Annotated in this window: 14 protein-coding genes and 3 pseudogenes; 6 read left to right on the top strand and 11 right to left on the bottom strand. The window is 65.6% G+C overall.

Features of this window, described 5'->3' with window-relative positions:
- The 5 genes and pseudogenes from QOC76_RS03625 to QOC76_RS03605 form a co-directional block, all read right to left on the bottom strand.
- Nucleotides 1-441: pseudogene (locus QOC76_RS03625) on the bottom strand (cytochrome P450); the annotation flags it as partial.
- A gap of 106 nt (nt 442-547) precedes the next feature.
- On the bottom strand, nt 548-2,206 hold the full coding sequence (mig, locus tag QOC76_RS03620) for a medium-chain acyl-CoA ligase Mig (RefSeq protein WP_526354260.1): 1,659 nt from the start codon (nt 2,204-2,206) through the stop codon (nt 548-550).
- Between the two features lie 7 nt (nt 2,207-2,213).
- Nucleotides 2,214-2,330: pseudogene (locus QOC76_RS03615) on the bottom strand (PaaI family thioesterase); the annotation flags it as partial.
- 35 nt (nt 2,331-2,365) lie between these two features.
- The gene (locus QOC76_RS03610) at nt 2,366-2,980 is read right to left on the bottom strand and encodes a cysteine hydrolase family protein (protein ID WP_526354258.1); all 615 of its coding nucleotides are present in this window, start codon (nt 2,978-2,980) and stop codon (nt 2,366-2,368) included.
- Nucleotides 2,977-3,975, bottom strand: a complete 999-nt coding sequence (locus QOC76_RS03605) for an aromatic ring-hydroxylating oxygenase subunit alpha (protein WP_526354255.1) — start codon at nt 3,973-3,975, stop codon at nt 2,977-2,979. The genes QOC76_RS03610 and QOC76_RS03605 overlap by 4 nt, the downstream gene beginning before the upstream one ends.
- Before the next feature lie 96 nt (nt 3,976-4,071).
- Between QOC76_RS03605 and QOC76_RS03600 the strand changes: the two genes are divergently transcribed.
- Together QOC76_RS03600 and QOC76_RS03595 are read left to right on the top strand one after the other, a co-directional pair.
- Entirely contained in the window at nt 4,072-5,688 is a 1,617-nt protein-coding gene (locus tag QOC76_RS03600) for a flavin-containing monooxygenase (protein WP_526354253.1), read from the top strand.
- The gene (locus QOC76_RS03595; protein WP_526354251.1) at nt 5,688-6,815 is read left to right on the top strand and encodes an alpha/beta fold hydrolase; all 1,128 of its coding nucleotides are present in this window, start codon (nt 5,688-5,690) and stop codon (nt 6,813-6,815) included. Before QOC76_RS03600 ends, QOC76_RS03595 begins: the two co-directional genes overlap by 1 nt.
- On the opposite strand, the gene QOC76_RS03590 is transcribed toward QOC76_RS03595, so the two are convergent.
- Nucleotides 6,781-7,515 carry an IclR family transcriptional regulator gene (locus QOC76_RS03590; protein WP_526354249.1) on the bottom strand — a complete coding sequence of 245 codons (735 nt, stop codon included), beginning with the start codon at nt 7,513-7,515 and terminating at the stop codon, nt 6,781-6,783. The genes QOC76_RS03595 and QOC76_RS03590 overlap by 35 nt on opposite strands.
- Before the next feature lie 96 nt (nt 7,516-7,611).
- Between QOC76_RS03590 and QOC76_RS03585 the strand changes: the two are divergent.
- Together QOC76_RS03585 and QOC76_RS03580 are read left to right on the top strand one after the other, a co-directional pair.
- A pseudogene (locus tag QOC76_RS03585) lies at nt 7,612-7,776 on the top strand (nuclear transport factor 2 family protein); the annotation flags it as partial.
- A 26-nt stretch (nt 7,777-7,802) separates the two neighbouring features.
- The gene (locus tag QOC76_RS03580; RefSeq protein ID WP_526354247.1) at nt 7,803-8,849 is read left to right on the top strand and encodes a TIGR03857 family LLM class F420-dependent oxidoreductase; all 1,047 of its coding nucleotides are present in this window, start codon (nt 7,803-7,805) and stop codon (nt 8,847-8,849) included.
- Here the strand turns inward: QOC76_RS03580 and QOC76_RS03575 are convergent.
- The gene (locus QOC76_RS03575; protein ID WP_526354245.1) at nt 8,839-10,335 is read right to left on the bottom strand and encodes an acyl-CoA carboxylase subunit beta; all 1,497 of its coding nucleotides are present in this window, start codon (nt 10,333-10,335) and stop codon (nt 8,839-8,841) included. The two genes, QOC76_RS03580 and QOC76_RS03575, sit on opposite strands and share 11 nt — an antisense overlap.
- A gap of 86 nt (nt 10,336-10,421) precedes the next feature.
- Between QOC76_RS03575 and QOC76_RS03570 the strand changes: the two genes are divergently transcribed.
- A complete protein-coding gene (locus QOC76_RS03570) occupies nt 10,422-11,453 on the top strand; it encodes an LLM class F420-dependent oxidoreductase (protein WP_526354243.1) in 1,032 nt (343 codons plus the stop codon).
- An 11-nt stretch (nt 11,454-11,464) separates the two neighbouring features.
- Nucleotides 11,465-12,685: a cytochrome P450 gene (locus tag QOC76_RS03565; protein ID WP_526354262.1), complete on the top strand. Its 1,221-nt coding sequence runs from the start codon at nt 11,465-11,467 to the stop codon at nt 12,683-12,685.
- 55 nt (nt 12,686-12,740) lie between these two features.
- On the opposite strand, the gene QOC76_RS03560 is transcribed toward QOC76_RS03565, so the two are convergent.
- The 4 genes from QOC76_RS03560 to QOC76_RS03545 all read right to left on the bottom strand — a co-directional run bounded on the left by QOC76_RS03560 (nt 12,741) and on the right by QOC76_RS03545 (nt 17,672).
- Entirely contained in the window at nt 12,741-13,406 is a 666-nt protein-coding gene (locus QOC76_RS03560) for a chitin-binding protein (protein WP_526354241.1), read from the bottom strand.
- A gap of 163 nt (nt 13,407-13,569) precedes the next feature.
- The gene (locus QOC76_RS03555) at nt 13,570-13,707 is read right to left on the bottom strand and encodes a CstA-like transporter-associated (seleno)protein (protein WP_526354239.1); all 138 of its coding nucleotides are present in this window, start codon (nt 13,705-13,707) and stop codon (nt 13,570-13,572) included.
- The gene (locus QOC76_RS03550; RefSeq protein WP_526354237.1) at nt 13,707-15,998 is read right to left on the bottom strand and encodes a carbon starvation CstA family protein; all 2,292 of its coding nucleotides are present in this window, start codon (nt 15,996-15,998) and stop codon (nt 13,707-13,709) included. The genes QOC76_RS03555 and QOC76_RS03550 overlap by 1 nt, the downstream gene beginning before the upstream one ends.
- A 102-nt stretch (nt 15,999-16,100) precedes the next feature.
- Nucleotides 16,101-17,672, bottom strand: coding sequence for an ATP-dependent DNA ligase (locus tag QOC76_RS03545; protein WP_526354235.1), 1,572 nt, complete (start codon nt 17,670-17,672; stop codon nt 16,101-16,103).
- Nucleotides 17,673-17,679: the final 7 nt, after the last annotated feature.

The raw sequence follows: 17,679 nt of genomic DNA, 5'->3' as shown, positions 1-17,679 counted from the left end.
GAGCGTGAACTCGCGCACGAGATCCGCCTCGCCCGCGTCGATGAACTCATCGATCAGCGCGTTGACCACCGGGCGAACGATTTCGGGTTCCCACCGCAGCAGTGAGCGCGACTTGAACGCCGCAGAGACGAGATTGCGGTGCTCCCAATGCTTCTTGCCCTCCATCGCCAGGATGGTCGGCCCCATGAACAAACCGACCGTGGAGTCGTAGATGTGGGAGTTGAACGCCTTGCCGTCACGGAACACCCGGTTCACCGCGTCGAAGGACACCGCGGCATAGAGGTTCTCGGGCCGGAAGTCTTCGGAGGCCTTTGTCCAGTCCATGACGCTGCCGCAGAACACACCGCTGGTTTCGCGTCGCCTGCGCTCGAAGACGGGATAGGGGTTGCGTAGAAGGTCGGCCGCTTCGTCGGCCGTGACGTCGAGCACCGGCGTATCCACGTGGCGGCCTCCAGCATATTCGACGGACTGCGATAGGTACTGTAAAGCTTACAGTATAGGAGTACCGAACGACACGTTGCCGGTGTTGTCGGCGGTGAATCGGCTCTCAGGCGCCTTCGCTGAGCGCCTGCTCGCGCGCCCACCGGTAGTCGGCCTTGCCCGCCGGGCTGCGTTCGATGGTCGGCCGGAACACCACGGCCTTGGGCAGCTTGTAGCGGGCGATGACACCGGCGGCGTGCTCGATGAGTTCCTCCGCGTCTGCGTTGATGCCCTCGACCAGGGCGACGATCGCGACGACCTCCTGGCCCCATCGCTCGCTGGGCCGCCCCGACACCACGACGTCGGCCACCGCCGGGTGCGACAGCATCGCGCTTTCGACCTCCTCGGCGAAGATCTTCTCGCCGCCGGAGTTGATCGTCACCGAATCGCGGCCGAGCAGTTCGATCCCGCCCTCGGCCAGATGACGTGCGCGGTCGCCGGGTATCGAGTACCGCATGCCGTCGATGACCGGGAACGTCTTGGCCGTCTTGGCCGCATCGCCCTTGTAGCCGAGCGGGACGAACCCCCGCTGCGCGAGCCAGCCCATGCCGTCATGGCCGGGTTTCAGAATCGACCGGAGGTCCTCGGCTGCGACGCTGGTATCGGGACCGGCATCGAACTTGCCGGTCGACACCGCACCCGGCGTGGACATGTGGCTCATCTGGATGCCGGTTTCCGACGATCCGACGCCGTCCATCACGATCAATCCCGGCTTGAGGTCGATGAGGCGCTGTTTGGCGGTCGGAGTCAGCAGAGCCCCGCCGTTGGCGACGACCGCCAGCGATGACACATCCGCGGTACCCCGTTCGATGGCGTCGGCAATGGGCCGGACCATCGCATCACCGACGACCTGGACCGTCAGGATCTTCTCCCGTTCCACCGTCGCCACGACCTCGTCGGCGTCGAATTTGCCTTGTGTGGGGGGGAATACGACCGTCTGCCCGGTCGTGAGCGCGGTCATGACGGCCCACTGCGCGGCGCCGTGCATGAGTGGCGGGAGGGTGAAGATCTTGGTGCCGGGATTCTCCGCAACGCGCTTGGCGATCTCGTCGTAGGAGGCGACAACCTCGCCGGTGTACATGTTCCGGCCGCCGAACGAGGTCATGAAGATGTCGTGCTGACGCCACAGCACACCCTTCGGCATGCCGGTCGTGCCGCCGGTGTAAAGGACGTACAGGTCGTCGGGCGACGGTTCGACGGGTGGCAAATCCAATTTGCGCGACGCGACGATCGACTCGTAGTTGACGGCGCCGTGAACGAGGTCGTTGCCCGAGTCGTCGGCGATCTGGATGAGCACCCGCAGCTTCGGCAGGTCGGGGAGCACGTCGGCGACTCTGGGCGCGAACGCCGCGTGGTACAGCAGCGCGGTGGCGCCCGAGTCCGCGAGCAGGTACTGCAGCTCGTTCTTCACATAGCGGTAGTTGACGTTGAACGGGGCCACTCGCGCACGCCACGCGCCGAGCATCCCTTCGACGTACTCGGGGCCGTTGTACGCGTAGAGGCCCAGCAGGTCCTGGCCTACCTCGTGGCCTGCCAGCTCGGAACGCTCGGTGTGGCAGCCAAGCCCGCGCGAGTGGAGGTAGGCCGCGAGGCGGTTGGACCGCTCGACGATCTGGGCATAGGTGTAGCGGCGGTCGCCCTGGATGATGAACTCCCGGTCGCCGATCGCGGCCGCGACGGCCTCCGCGGCGGCGGGGACGGTGAATTGCGGCGAGGGGGCAGTCATCAGGTCCTCAGGGTTGGTGCGGCAACAATTTGATCATCAGGCCGCTTGATTCGGATAGTACGGTGTCGTCGGCGTCGATCAACGTCGCGGTGACGAACGCCTTGCGCCCCTCGATTCTGTCAATTCCAGGAAAGCCGCGGGTCTCTCCGCTGGAGTCGGTCACGCCCAGGCCGCCATCAGATCAGAAACGGTGGTGACCGTCGCCAACAGGGAGATGGTGTTGTCGATGATCGCGTCGGCGTAGTCGGCGGGGATGCCCGCGACGGCGTCGCGCGGGACGACGACGTGGTAGCCGGCGTTGACCCCGTCCATGACGAGGTTGGTGATCGCGATGTTCACCCACACGCCGACGGCCACGATCGTCGATACGCCGAGGTTTTGCAGCACCGCGTCGAGGTCCGTGCCGCCCATCGGGCCAACACCGTGCCATCTGTGCAGTACGATATCGTCTGCCGCAGGGCCGAATTCGGGCAGCAGCGTCGCGCCCTCACTGCCGGGAATGATATCGACTCGCTTTGTTCCCATCATGAAGATCGGCGCATTGTGATTCGCGCCGAGGCCGTCCGACCGCCGCTGCACAAGGCAATGCACGATGCGCACTCCTGCTTCGCGCGCGGCGGGAAGCAGTCGCTCGATGTTGGGCAGCGCCCGCTTGCGCGCCTGGTTGGCGAGCACGGCGAGGCCTGCGTTGGGCCCGACGACGGCGCCCTGGAGTTCCTGCGTCACGAGAGCCGTGTGTCCGGGGGCCACGATCTCGGTGAGATCGACGGTCATACCGATGCGGGCGCCTCATAGAACTGTGTGGCCCATTTACGCATGGCCATATATGGTTTCGCGTCCACCTTGGACAGCGCCGGATGTTCGATGTACTCCTGGTATCGCCAGATGTTCAGGTCGTCCCAGACCGTGCCGAGGAACTGCCGTTCGACCTTCTCGCGCACCGAATCGGGCGGTACCTCTGACGTATCGCCGGGAAGCCGCGGCCACCAGACCGAGTAGAACATGTCTGAGTATCCGTCCTCGACGGGTGTGCAGGCAAAGATGAGCCGGTGGTTGGACGACCCCTCGAATGCGCTGATCGCGAACCCGAGTCCGGAGAAGTGGCTGTGGATGTAGAGCGCCATCTTGTCCGGGTCGTCGCTGCGGGCATCCGGCCAGCCGGTGAGGAAGCGCCATTCCTCGTCGACAGCTTCCCACTCGAGGCAGACCGGCGTCACCGACGCACCGTGCACGTAATGGAAGTGCGCGCTGTCTGGTCCGTTCTCCGCAACGATCTGCGGGTGCACCGGCTCGTGTTCGGCGCGGCGCGAAAACTCCGGGTACGGACGGTAATACGCGTCCGGGTCCGTCGGGAACTGCGGGAACTTGTGAAAGAGATCCGGCATCTCCCACTGCGGTTCCTCGCCGTCGGGTTGGTGCCAGACGAACACGCAGCCGTACTGTTCGCGCACCGGGTAGACGCGCAGCCGTAGCGCCTTGTTGGGGCGGTCGGGCTGATAAGGGATGTAGCGGTTGGTTCCGTCGGGTCCCCATCGCCAGCCGTGGAACGGGCATTCGACGCAGTCGCCGACCACCTTGCCGCCGTGTCCGATGTGAGCGCCGAGATGGCGGCAGTGTCCCGACAGCACGTGGAGTTCGCCCGCCTCGTCGCGGTAGGCGACCAGATCCTCGCCGAAGTACCGCAGCGGTCGCGTCTCGCCGGCGGCGATTTCGGCCGACCAGCCGACCATGAACCAGCCGGTGACCTTCCAGGTGAAGGGGACTTTCACACGGGCCTCCTGTGACGCCTAGCCTAGTCAACGGAAGATATTACAGTATAGTTTTCGGCAGCTTCGGGTGGAACGGCAACGCAAGGAGGCGTAGCGATGTCAGAAGGTCGGTTCGACGCGATCGTCATCGGTGCCGGGTTCTCCGGTCTGTACGCCTTGCATCGGCTTCGAGGGCTCGGGCTACGCGTCGTCGCCATCGAGCGGGCCGACAAGGTCGGAGGCACATGGTTGTTCAACCGGTATCCCGGCGCACGGTGCGACATCGAGAGCATCGAGTACTCCTACAGCTTCTCCGAGGCGATCCAGCAGGAGTGGGTGTGGACCGAGACGATGCCGGCCCAGCCCGAGATCGAGGCCTACCTCAACTTCGTCGCCGACCGCCTCGAACTACGCAGCGACATCCGGTTCAACACCACCGTCGTCTCGATGACCTTCGACGAACAAGCGACGATCTGGACGGTGAAAACCGAAGCGGGGGAGCAGTTCACCGCGCCGTTCGTCGTTGCCGCGGCAGGCATCCTGTCCGCGCCATTGGAACCCGACATTCCTGGCATGGACGCCTTCGCGGGCACCTCATTGTTCACCAGCCGCTGGCCCAGGCACGACATCGACCTCCGCGGTAAGCGGGTCGGCGTCATCGGAACCGGCTCGACCGGTGTGCAGCTGATCCCTGTGGTGGCCAGAGAGGCCGGGCACCTCACCGTGTTCCAGCGTTCGCCCGCGTACACGCTGCCGTGGACGGTCCGTGCGTTCGAGCCGGGCGAGCTGGACGGGATGAAGGCCGGCTACGCCGAGATTCGCGCCGCGCAACGTGAGCACCCGATCGGCGCCGCGCGACTGTCGGCCTTCTCGGTGATGTTTCAGATGATGGCCAACCCGCCGTTGAAGACGGCGTCGCGGGAGGAGCAGCTGCGCGCCATCGAGGAGAACGGCGTCATGGGCGCGCTCAGTTGGGGCGACGTGTTCTTCGACATCGAATCCAGTCAACTGGCGGCCAAGCTCTACGGGGAGGCGGTTGGACGGATCGTGGCCGACCCCGACACCGCGGCGTCGCTGACGCCGACTCATCCCTTCGGGTGCAAGCGACCGATCATCGATCAGGGCTACTACGACACGTTCAACCGTGACAACGTCACGCTCGTCGACCTACGGAAGGGTCCGATTCGCGCGGTGACACTTACGGGTATCCACACCGAACAGGGCGACTTCGAGCTCGACGCGATCATCTACGCCACCGGCTTCGACGCGATGACCGGGGCGCTCAGCCGTATCGACATCCGTGGCCGGGACGGGATGTCGCTCAAGGACTTCTGGTCGGACGAAGGCCCACTGTGTTACCTCGGGTTGGCCGTCGCGGGCTTTCCCAACCTGTTCATTGTTCAGGCTCCCGGCAGCCCCGCGCCTGCAAGTAATTTCGTCGCCGCGCTGGAACAGCACGTGGAGTGGATCGGCGACTGCATCTCCTATCTGCGCACACACGACCACCGGACGATCGAGGCGCTGCCAGAGGCGCAGCAGGAATGGATCGAGCACATCACGTCCCTCGTCGCACCGACAGTGCTCGTCCACCCGTCCTGCAACTCCTGGTACAACGGCGGAAACGTGCCCGGCAAGCAACGGATGTACATGGGCTACACGGGCGGAATTCCCGAGTATCGCCGACGGTGTGACGACGTCGCTGATGCCGGTTATACAGGGTTCAAGCTCGCGTGATGAAAGCCTCGGAGCGCGCGTATCGCATCGGCAGGGATTTCGCCGGCGTACTGCCGCGGGCGCACGCGGCGTTGAGGAACTCCGGTGACTGGGAGCCGTTGTCGCCGACCGGTGCACGCCAGCTGGGCGAGGTGATGCTAGACGAACTGGCGCTGTCCGGTATGACGCTTACGGCGCCACCGCCAAAGCTGGAACGAACAGTGCAGTCGTGCGAAGCCGCAGCCGAGGAGCTTTCGGGGCTGGGTGTCGAGCACGCACACACTGCGCCAGAACCCTTGAAGGTGAGTTCGATTCGGCGTGGCCGGTTGGGGCGACTGACCTACGAGAAGCTGAAGTTCGAGCACGATCCGGTGCTTCCGGCCTCGTTGGCCGCCGCCGGTCTCGGCGGACCCGCAACCGCCGTGGCCCACCTGTGCCGAACGGGTGACGACCGCAGACCCTGGCTGGTGTGGGTGCACGGCGCAGGCCAGGGTCAGCCGATAGACCTGCTGTTCTCCCGGGCCCGGCGCGTCCGCGACGACCTCGGCTTCAACATCGCCCTGCCCGTCCAGCCGGGTCACGGTTCGCGGCGTTCCGCGTGGCCGCCGTATCCGAACATGGACCCGCTGACCAATGTGGCGGGCATGATGCGCGTAGTCTCCGAGGTTCGCGCCCTGGTCCGATGGCTGCGGCCTCAGTCGACCGCGATGGCGGTGTCCGGTGTTTCCATGGGAAGCCCGGTGGCAGCGCTCGTTTCGCACTTCGAGGACGTCGACGGTGTCGCGGTGTACACGCCGATCCTCGGGCTGAACGCGATGATCTCCCGACATCTCGGTCGTTGGGGACCGTCGGTGAACGACGCCATCGACCTGCTGGGCTCGGATACGGTGGCGGCCATCGCGTCCGCCGTCGACCACACCACCGTCGAACCGACGGCGCCGCCGCGCGGGCGCCTCATCGTGGGCGCATGGCACGACCAGATGGCGATGCGCGAGCCCGCCCTGCAGTTGCACGAGCGGTGGGGTGGAGAGCTGTTCTGGCACAAGGGTAGCCATGTGGGCCATCTCTTCGCCGGTGGCGTACAGGATGCCTCCGAGAGGTTCCTCGGTGCGCTCAATGAGGAAGGTGGCCGCCGAGCGTCCTTGTGACCTGCTCGGCATGACCGACCGCGAGGTCGACCCACTCCACGCATCTCTCATGCGGCATCCGTATCGTCGGTCCGCTGATGGTGATCGCGCCCAGAATGTCGCCCGCCGCATCGAACACCGGCGCGGACAGCCCCGACGCCGAATCCTGGCGTTCACCTGCAGTGATCGCATAGCCGTCGGCCTTCGCCGCCGCGATGAGACCGCGTAGTTCTTCGGGGCTGGTGACCGTGAAGTCGGTCATCGGCTCAAGTGGTGCGGCGAGGATCGTCTCCGCGAGGTCGGGATTCCATGCAAGCAGCACCCTCGAGGCCGAACCCACATGCAGGGGAATGATCTTGCCCACGTACATGTCCCGGCGTAATGCGGTATGGGTTTCCGCAACCGCGACACAGACCCGGTAGTTCTGCTCGACCTTGAAGAAGCACGCCGTTTCTCCGGTTTTGTCGCGGATCTCCTTGAGAACCGGGTTCACCACGGCATTGATCTGATCGTCGAGAAAGAACGCGTCGAGTATCGCGTCCTTGGTCCCGTATCGGGCATGGACCATTGCCCTGCTGTAGCCGACTCGTTGGCCGATTTCTGCAGCGGTCGTTGCCTCCCAGCCCTTTTCGGCTATGAGTGCCGCCGCCGCCTCAATCAGTCGTCGGTTGGAGATCTCGACGCGCTGCGGTTGCGTCAGGCCGCGTGCAGGGGAAGGCACTATTGCATATTAGATGCCTGACAACTAACTTAATTGCGCACTGTCAACTTTCTCGGTGGCGGCCATCGACGAGATCGAGGCACTGGAGGTGTTCGCGTGACCCGCACGGTCCGCGAAGTCGTGGAGCTGTACAACCTCGTGGTCTGGACCGAGCGCAACTTCGAGCTCGCGGATGAGTTGATGGGCGAGACCGTGATTCGCCACGAGGTCGGCCGGGCGACGACGTTGACTCATCGGCAGGCGTTCCGACGCATCGTCGATAGCGGCTACAAGCACGGAGTGTGGGAGTGAAAGAACGCGTGCTCGACGAGTTCGGCTACTACCTGCTTGCCGGTGCAGGCGGAGAGGGCCCCTCGACGCTGATGGCGGAGGCGCGCCGTGGCGAGGAGATGGGCTTCGGTACGGCGTTCATCTCCGAGCGGTGGAACGTCAAGGAGGCCTCCTCGCTCGTCGGCGCGGCCTGTGCGGTGACCAATCGCATGCAGATCGCCACGGCCGCAACCAATCACAACACCCGCCACCCGTTGATCACCGCCTCGTGGGCGACCACCATGCACCGACTGTCCGGTGGGCGCTTCACGCTCGGCCTCGGCCGCGGGGTCGCGGCGATGTACGCGGCGTTCGGCATTCCGTCGGTGACGACCGCCCAGATGGAGGACTTCGCCAAGGTGATGCGCCGACTCTGGAACGGCGAGGTCATCTTCAACCACGAGGGGCCGATCGGTAAGTACCAGGTGCTGTTCCTCGATCCGGACTTCAAGGAGGACATCAGGCTCGCGCTGGTGGCCTTCGGCCCGAAAACCCTCGAACTGGGCGGCCGTGTGTTCGACGACGTCATCCTGCACACCTACTTCACGCCGGAAACCCTGCAGCGGTGCGTCAACACCGTGAAGGATGCCGCACAGCAGGCGGGACGCGATCCCGACAGCGTGCGGGTGTGGTCGTGCTTCGCGACGGTCGGCGATCACCTCCCCGAAGAGCTACGCCTGAAGAAGACCGTCGCGCGGCTAGCCACCTACCTGCAGGGCTACGGCGACCTTTTGGTCGACACCAACAACTGGGATCCCGCTGTGCTGCAACGGTTCCGCGAAGACTCCGTCGTCACCTCGATACCAGGCGGCATCGACCACAAAGCCACCGCCCAGCAGATCGAACACATCGCGACGCTGATTCCGGATGAGTGGCTAGAGCCTTCGGCCACCGGATCGGCACAACAGTGCGTCGACCGGATCCGCAAGGAATTCGCCTACGGCGCGGACGCGTTGATCATGCACGGCGCGACGCCGGACGAACTCAAGCCGATCGTCGACGCTTACCGCTCTGCTACGGCGTGATGACGGTCCGGCTCACCGGTTCCGCGGCGGCCTGCCTGCTGTAGACGGCGCGCTGCAGCGCCGACAACAGCGCATCGCGAGTCTCCTCCGGATGGATCAGGTCGTCGAACCCGAGGTGGCCCGCCGACCGGAAGGACGCCTCCACCTCCGCCTTGCGGAGCTGGGCCTCGACGTCCTCGGCGGCGTGCGAGGCACGGCTGAGCGCGGCCGCGCTCATCGCTCCCATCGTGGCGCCGGGATAGGCGAACGTCGCGCTCTGGCTGTCGAATCCCAGCAGCGACATCACCATTGAGCCGAACCCGTAGGCCTTGCGCAGCGTCACGTGCAGCTTGATCGTCGTCGCGGCTGTCTGCGCGGCGAACATCCGCGCGCCGCTGCGCAGCACGCCGCTCTTCTCCGACCGGCTGCCGGGCAGCATCCCTGGGTTGTCCGCGAGGAACACGATCGGCAGGTGGAACGAGTCGGCGACCGTGATGAAATGCGCTGCCTTGTCGGCGGCGTCGGCGTCGATCGAGCCTGCCATGACTTTCGGCTGGTTTGCGACGACGGCGACGGGGTGGCCGCCGAGGTGAGCCAGCGCGCAGATTATCGCGGGCCCGAATTTCGGCTGCACCTCGAACCAGTCCTGTCGATCGAAGACGACGTCGAGCACCGTGCGAATGTCGTACACCCGGCGGTTCGTGCGGGGAACGATGTCGAGCAGCTCCGGTGTGGGTCGGGGCGCGCTGCTCTCGTCGGCGGGCGCGACGGATGGGTACGACCACGCACTGGACGGGAAGTACGCCAGGTAGCGGCGGATGTCGTCGAGCACACCCTTATCGTCCTCGGCGAGGTTGTGGATCACCCCACTGGCGAGCGCGACGCTCGGCCCGCCCAGGTCCTCCTTCGAAATGTCCTCGCCTGTGGACTCTTTGACCACCGGCGGACCCGCGGTGAAGATGGCTCCTTGACGACTCATGATGGTGAAGTCGCACACCGGCGCGACCAGGGCGCCATGCCCGGCCGAAGGCCCGAGCAGTCCTGCGACGGTCGGCACCTTGCCAGAGCACTGTGCCTGCGCGAGGAGGTCCGTCGGAGTGCGGCCGTAATGCTCTCCGCTGGGCCGGAATCCGGCGCCTTCGAGAAGCATCACGAGCGGAACCTTGTCGCGCAGCGCCAACTCGGCCAGCCGGTAGCGCTTGGCGTTGCCGCCGGGACCGATGCTGCCAGCGAGGGTGGTGAAGTCCTCGGCGCCGATCATCACCGGGGAGCCGTTGATCAAACCGGAGCCTGCCACGATCCCGTCGGCCGCAATGTCGCCGCCGACAAGCGTGCCGAACTCCCGGAACGTGCCCTTGTCGAGCAGGTGTTCGAGGCGGGCGCGGGCGTCGAGCTTGCCTTTGCCGTGGTGTCTGGCGAGCCGCTCGTCGCCGCCCATCGACCGCGAGCGCTGACGCCGAAGACCGAGGTCTTCGAGCGTTTCCCGCCAGCCCTGCTCGTTCGTCATGTGCAATTCCCGTCGTCGAAAGGCGATCGTCGCACCGGCGTGCTCACGTTGACCATACTGAATTGCTTACTGTAGCGTCCACGTGTATGGGTGACCGCGGCGGTCTCAAGGTCGACGGGGCCGTCTCGAGCCAGCTGGCGGAAGTCGCCGACGCGGCGACCCGGCTGCAGCGACGCGGCTACGACTGCTGCTGGACCGCCGAAATCAACCACGACCCTTTCCTGCCGCTGGTGCTTGCCGCCGAACACACGTCGACGATCGAGCTGGGTACCAGCATCGCGGTGGCGTTCGCGCGGAATCCGATGACCGTGGCCAACATCGGCTGGGATCTGCAGGCCTTCTCGCGAGGCCGCTTCATCCTGGGCCTCGGTTCGCAGATCAAGCCTCACATCGAGAACCGATTCAGCATGCCGTGGAGCCGGCCCGTAGAACGCATGCGCGAATTCGTGGTGGCGCTTGGTGAGATCTGGTCGTGCTGGCAGGCGGGCACGAAACTTGCTTTCGAAGGTGACTTCTACACCCACAAGCTGATGACGCCGATGTTCACGCCCGAACCGTTGGCGCACGCGTTGCCGAAGGTGTTCGTCGCCGCAGTTGGTGAAGCGATGACCGAGATGTGTGGCGAGGTCGCCGACGGCCTGCTCGCGCACGCGTTTACGACCAAGCGCTATTTCGACGAGGTGACGACGCCGGCCCTGCTGCGCGGCATGGAGCGCTCCGGGCGCAAACGCAGCGAGTTCGAGCTGTCGTGTCCGCTGTTCGTGGTGACGGGGAACGACGACGCGGAGTTGACGACCAATGCCGTTGGCACGCGCAAACAGATAGCCTTCTATGCCTCGACGCCGGCCTATCGCAGGGTTCTGGAACTGCACGGCTGGGGCGACCTGCATACCGAACTGCACCGGATGTCGAAGGAGGGCCAATGGGATGCGATGGGTTCGCTCATCGATGACGACATCCTCAACGAGTTCGCGGTGGTGGCGCCGTTGAACGACGTCGCGCAGGCCATACGTGACCGGTGCGACGGCGTCATCGACCGCGTCCTGGTGGGTTTCCCCGCCTCGGCCGACGACGCCGCCGTCGCCACCGTGCTCGACGAGATGAGGAGCCGCGCGTGAGTACGCCCATCATCGACGAAGCCGCCAAGGTCTTCGCCACCCCGAAGGCGTACACCGACGAGCGGAAACTCCATTCGGCGCTGACGCATCTGCGCGCGGACGCCCCGGTGTCGTGGGTCGATGTGCCGTCATACGAACCCTTTTGGGCGATCACCAAGCATGCCGACATCATGGACATCGAGCGGGCGAACCACGTGTTCACGAACTATCCCCGGCCGGTGCTGGTCACGGCCGAGGACGACGAGCGGCAGGCGGCCGTCGGCGTCCGCACCTTGATCCACATGGATGATCCGCAGCATCGCGGCGTGCGGGCGATCGGCGCGGACTGGTTCCGGCCGAAGGCGATGCGAGCACTGAAGAATCGCGCGGACGAACTGGCCAAGGTCTACGTCGACAACATGGCGGCGATCGGGTCCGAGTGCGACTTCGTCCAGCAGGTGGCCGTGAACTACCCGCTGTACATGATCATGTCGCTTCTCGGCGTGCCCGAATCGGACTTCCCGCTGATGCTGAAGCTCACTCAGGAGCTGTTCGGCAGCGATGACGACGAGTTCAAGCGCGGCACCGATGGCGGAGATCAGATGTCTGCGCTGCTCGAGATGTTCGAATACTTCACCGCGTTGACCGCGTCACGACGGGAAAACCCCACTGACGATCTGGCTTCCGCGATTGCCAACGCCACGGTCGACGGTGAGCCGTTGACCGACATCGACACCATCTCCTACTACGCGATCATCGCGGCCGCAGGACACGACACCACCAGCGCGACCATCTCGGGCGGCATGCTGGCGCTGATCGAGAATCCCGATCAGCGTCGAATGCTGACCGCCGACCTGGACCTGATGCCGCTGGCCACGGAGGAGATGATCCGCTGGGTCACCCCCGTCAAGGCGTTCATGCGGACCGCCACCGAGGACGCCACTGTTCGTGGAGTGCCGATCGCAGCCGGACAATCAGTTCTGCTGTCCTACGTCTCGGGTAACCGCGACGAAGACGTCTTCGACGATCCGTTCCGCTTCGACGTCACGCGAGATCCCAACAAGCACATCGCCTTCGGCTACGGAGTGCACTTCTGCCTCGGCGCGGCGCTGGCCCGAATGGAGGTGGGCAGCTTCTTCTCCGAGCTGCTACCGCGACTCGAGTCCGTCGAACTCGCAGGAGACCCGCAGCACGTGGCGACGACATTCGTCGGCGGGATCAAACACCTTCCGATCCGTTCCTCGCTGCGCTGAAGCGTTGACGACCGCCCCGGGATTATCCGGGGCGGCCGTCTCGCCAGGTTGTCTGTCAGAACGGGAGTGGAATCCAGATCCCGAAGAAATAGAAACCCCATTGGTTGTAGCCGGGATCCCATACCGGCTGCTCGTTGTAGCCGAAGTAGTTGATCGGCGGCGGCGGAGGGCCCCACGCGCCAGGCAGCGGACCATCCCACACCGGCGGCGGCGGCGCGCCCCAGCCCCACGGAGGCAAATCGTTGCCCCATGGGGCGTCACGGAACCGCCCGCGCCAGTCGTTTTCCTGGGGATTCCATGGCGGTCGCCAATCGTGGCCGCCGGGGCGGTTGTAATCGCCGGGCGGTGGACCGTCGTGGCCGCCGCCGGGGCCGCCGCCGGGTCCGCGGTTGAAGTCGCCGGGTGGACGACCGGAGAACCCGCCCGGAGGACCGCCCTGGCCGCCATCGGGACCACGATTGAAATCGCCGGGTGGCGGACCGCTGGGCCCACCCTGATCGCCCGGGGGGGCGCCAGGTGCACGATCGCCCGGAGGGCCGCCAGGTGCACGATCGCCCGGAGGGCCGCCAGGGCCACCACCAGGGCCACCGCCACCTGGGCCACATTGGACCCCTGGCGGGCACTGGGGTGCGGCGTTGGCGATGCCCGACCCCGTTGCAATGCCCCCTGCGCCGAGCGTGCAGCCGATGAGTGCTCCGGCTACCAGTTGATTGAGTTTCATTACCAGGCCTTTCCGCGTCGATGGACGCCCCCAACCCAGACGCGAGGTTAGGAAGGCTAGATAAGAGCGAGCTATGTCGTCGCTTTGAATGTCTTAGAAGGCCGGAGCGGCCGGTAGCCGTTGCCGGTATCTGGCAAGGCGAACAGCAGCGTTCACCCAAGCGTCAACAACAACGCGGGTTGGGGCTGTTCTCGGTCGCGTCGTGGCGCATCCGCCAATAGTCGCGTTCGGACACCACCGGCTCACCCGGGTGCATACGACTGCGGTGCTCGACGTAGCGCCGGTAGTGGTTATCGCCCATCAATGTGCCCCAGTACCAACTGATTTGGTGTGCGATTTCGGCTGCGCGTCCCATTGCTTCTGCACCTCCCGTTCGGCCTTGGTGGGAACGAGCCCGGACGGAGCGAACAAACGGGACGGCACGGGTTCGTCCTCGGTCAACGGTTTGCCTTGCCCGCGTATCGTCCGAAGCGCCACGATCACGCCTGCAACGAACACGACGATCACCAGTGCCGCGAACAGAACCGACAGCGACCCCTGAATGAAGGTGTTGCGCACGATCTTGTCGACGTCGGCTGGAGTCTTCGCCGTCAGGCATAGCTTGCCCGCCTCCTGCGCGGCCTGACAGATGCTGTGCTGTTTCCAGTAGCCAAGCTTCGGATCCGCCGAGAAGATCTTCTGCCACGACGCCGTCATCGTCACGATCAGGTCCCAGAACAGCGGAAGTGCCGGTATCCAGGCCCATTTCAGCAGTCCGCGCTTGATGACGACCACGGTGACCACCGTCAGCGCAATGGCCGCGAGCAGTTGGTTGGCGATGCCGAACAGCGGGAACAGCGTGTTGATGCCGCCGAGTGGGTCGGTAACGCCCATCAACAGGATGCCGCCCCACGCGGCCACAACGACGATGCTGCAGAACCACGCGCCGACGCGCCAACTCGGGTCCTTCAGCTTGCGAAGCGGACCGCCGAAGTTGCTGAGCCCATCGGAGAGCATGAACCGGGCCACCCTTGTCCCCGCGTCGACCGTGGTGAGGATGAACAGCGCCTCGAACATGATCGCGAAGTGGTACCAGAACGCCTTCAACGCTGTCCCGCCGAACACCTGGTGCAGGACCTCGGACATGCCGATCGCCAGGGTGGGCGCGCCGCCGGTGCGCGAAATGATCGAGTCCTCGCCGACATCCTCAGCGGCCTGGGTGAGCTGTTCGGGTGTGATCGGCGCGCCCGACAACCCGAGGCCATTGACGTATTGGGCTGCGGTGGCAGCGGTCGAGCCGGTCTGGGCCGACGGTGCGTTGATGGCGAAGTACAGGTGCTGGTTCAGGATCGCGGCGGTGATGAGCGCCATGATGCCGACGAACGACTCGGTGAGCATGCCGCCGTAGCCGATCAGCCGCATTTGGCTTTCCTTTTCGAGCAGCTTCGGGGTGGTGCCCGACGCGATCAATGCGTGGAAACCCGACAGCGCGCCGCACGCGATCGTGATGAACAGGAAGGGGAACAACGAGCCCGCGAACACGGGTCCGGTCCCGGTGCGGGCGAACTGCGAGATCGCGGGCGCCTCCATGATGGGGCGGGCGAGCAGAATGCCGAGCGCCAGCAGGGCGATGGTGCCCACCTTCATGAAGGTTGACAGGTAATCGCGCGGTGCCAGCAGCAACCACACCGGCAGCACCGAAGCCGCGAAGCCGTAGATGATGATGCACCAGGAAAGAGACACTTTCGAGAGCGTGAACCAGTCGGCGCCCCAGGCCGTTTCGGCCACCCAGCCACCCGAAACGACGGCGAGCAACAGCAGGCCGACACCGATAAGCGAGACCTCGGACACCCGGCCGGGCCGCAGGAACCTCAGGTAAAGGCCCATGAAGATGGCGATGGGGATGGTCATCGCGATTGAGAAGACGCCCCACGGACTCTCGGCGAGCGCGCCGACCACCACCAGGGCCAGCACCGCGAGCAGGATCACCATGATGACAAGCACGCCGACGATGGCGGCGGCGCCGCCGATCGCCCCGAGTTCGTCGCGAGCCATCTGGCCGAGGGACCGCCCGCGCCGCCTGGTGGAGATCGCCAACACCAGGTAGTCCTGGACGCAGCCGGCGAAAACCGCGCCGATGATGATCCAGATGGTTCCCGGCAGATATCCCATCTGCATGGCCAATACGGGGCCGACCAGCGGACCGGCACCCGCGATCGCCGCGAAATGGTGACCGAACAGCACCCGGCGATCCGTCGGCATGTAGTCGGTGGCGTTCTCGAAAAGCTCTGCGGGCGTCGCATTGTCGTCACGCGGACGCACGATCTTCATCTCGATGAGCCGGGCGTAGAAGCGGAACCCGATCACATAGGTGCATATCGCAGCGATCACGAACCAGACGGCGTTGACGGTCTCTCCGCGGAAGAAGGCGATCACCGCCCACGCGATCGCGCCGAGAATCGCGATGATGCCGAAGATGATCTTGTGGCGGGTGGTGATCGGCGATCGATCGATGATCGCCACCGGCGGGAGATCCTTCTCGGTGCAGATGTAGGTGATATCGCCGTCGGTTTCCTCGAAGCGTTCGGTCGATTCGGTGGTGGGTGAAGCCACAGTGCCCTCCCTCGATCGCAGTGGAGCCTGGGTGCCGACTGTGATCCTTTCAAAGGCGGTGCCGGGCCTGAAGAGGATTGCCGAAGATGCCCGAATTACTTGCTATTTCCGCTCGTAGAACGCTCGCACGGTATCGATGGTGTCAGCGTCGGCGGGGCCTTTGTCGTCCCGGTAGCGCAGCACCCGCGCGAACCGCAGCGCCATACCACCGGGATAGCGGGTCGACGTCTGCACGCCGTCGAAGGCGATCTCCACCACCTGTTCGGGGCGGACCTTGACGACCCAGCCGTCGGTCGGGCCGTCGGCCAATTCGGTGAACCGGGCGGTTTGCCAGTCGAGCATCGCGTCGGTCATGCCCTTGAAGGTCTTACCCAGCATGACGAAATCGCCTGTCGCAGGATCGCGCGCACCGAGATGGATGTTCGACAGCTTGCCGGTGCGCCGGCCCGATCCCCACTCGACGGCCAGCACGACGAGGTCGAGGGTGTGTACCGGCTTCACCTTCAACCAGCCTGCGCCGCGGCGACCCGCCTCGTACGGCGCAGTTGGCGACTTCGCCATCACGCCCTCGTGCCCGGCAGCCAGTGTCACATCCAAAAACCGTTGCGCCGCTTCGGAATCGGAGGTCAGCAGTCGGTCGACGCGCTGGCGGGGAGGGACGATAGCGTCGAGCGCCGCGAGCCGATCGCGCGTCGGCTCGTCGACAAGGTCGGCGCCGTCGAGGTGCAGCGCGTCGAAGAAGAACACCGACAAGGGCTGCGAGGCGCGGGCGGCCGAGATGTCGACGGTGCGGTCCTTCGTGCCGCGGCCCCCGCCACGACCGAAGCGTGACGCGGTGACCTGGAACCGGTGCGGCCGTCCGTCGGGGCGCAGGGCGATCGCCTCTCCGTCGGCGATCAGATCCTTCACCGGAAGGGCGAGCGTCGCCTCGACCACCTCGGGCAGTCGGGCGGTGACGTCGTCGAGGCTGCGGGTGTAGATCGACACGTCGTCGCCCCACCGGTGAATCTGGACCCGGGCGCCGTCAAGCTTGGCTTCGAAGACCGCCTCGCCGCCGAGTCGTTCGAGGGCTTCGGCGACTCCGGTCGCGGTCTGCGCCAGCATCGGGCCGACGGGCTGACCGACTCGCAGCGTGAATTCGGACAGTGCCGCCTCTCCGCCGGTCAGTGCGGCCGCGGCGACGGCGGGCAGGTCCCCGCCCAGCATCGCCGCCCGACGCACGATTGCTGCGGGCACACCCGCGGACTTCGCGACGGCATCGGCCATCACCCCGGCCAGTGCCCCCTGGCGCAACTCGCCGCCGAGCAGTCGGCGCAGAAACGTCTGCTCGACGGCTGTCGCCGCGGCGAACAGTTCCGCCACCAGATCAGCCCGGCGGGTCTGCGAGCCCTTCCCGGCGACCGCACCGATCTCGGTGAAGGCGGCGTCGACGGCGGTGACCGTCAGCGACGGCTCAGGTGCGGGGTCCGGCAGCGACCGCAGTGTCGCCCATCCCACGCCGATCTGCCGTTGCGGCAGGTCACCCGACAACCAGGACACTACGACGGCGACCAATCGAGGGTCGCCGCTCTCACCGGCCACGGCCAGCAGTGAAGCGATGCGCGCTATCTTGGCCAACCGTGCCGACGAGGCGCCGACCTCGGCCGAAGCGGTGGCGACGTCGATCAGCAACACGCTTCCA

It is taken from the genome of Mycobacterium sp. (assembly GCF_032159565.1).
In the GTDB taxonomy this organism is placed as follows: domain Bacteria; phylum Actinomycetota; class Actinomycetes; order Mycobacteriales; family Mycobacteriaceae; genus Mycobacterium.
The sequence above is the reverse complement of the archived record's forward strand: the minus strand, read 5'-3'. Positions and strand labels throughout refer to the sequence as shown.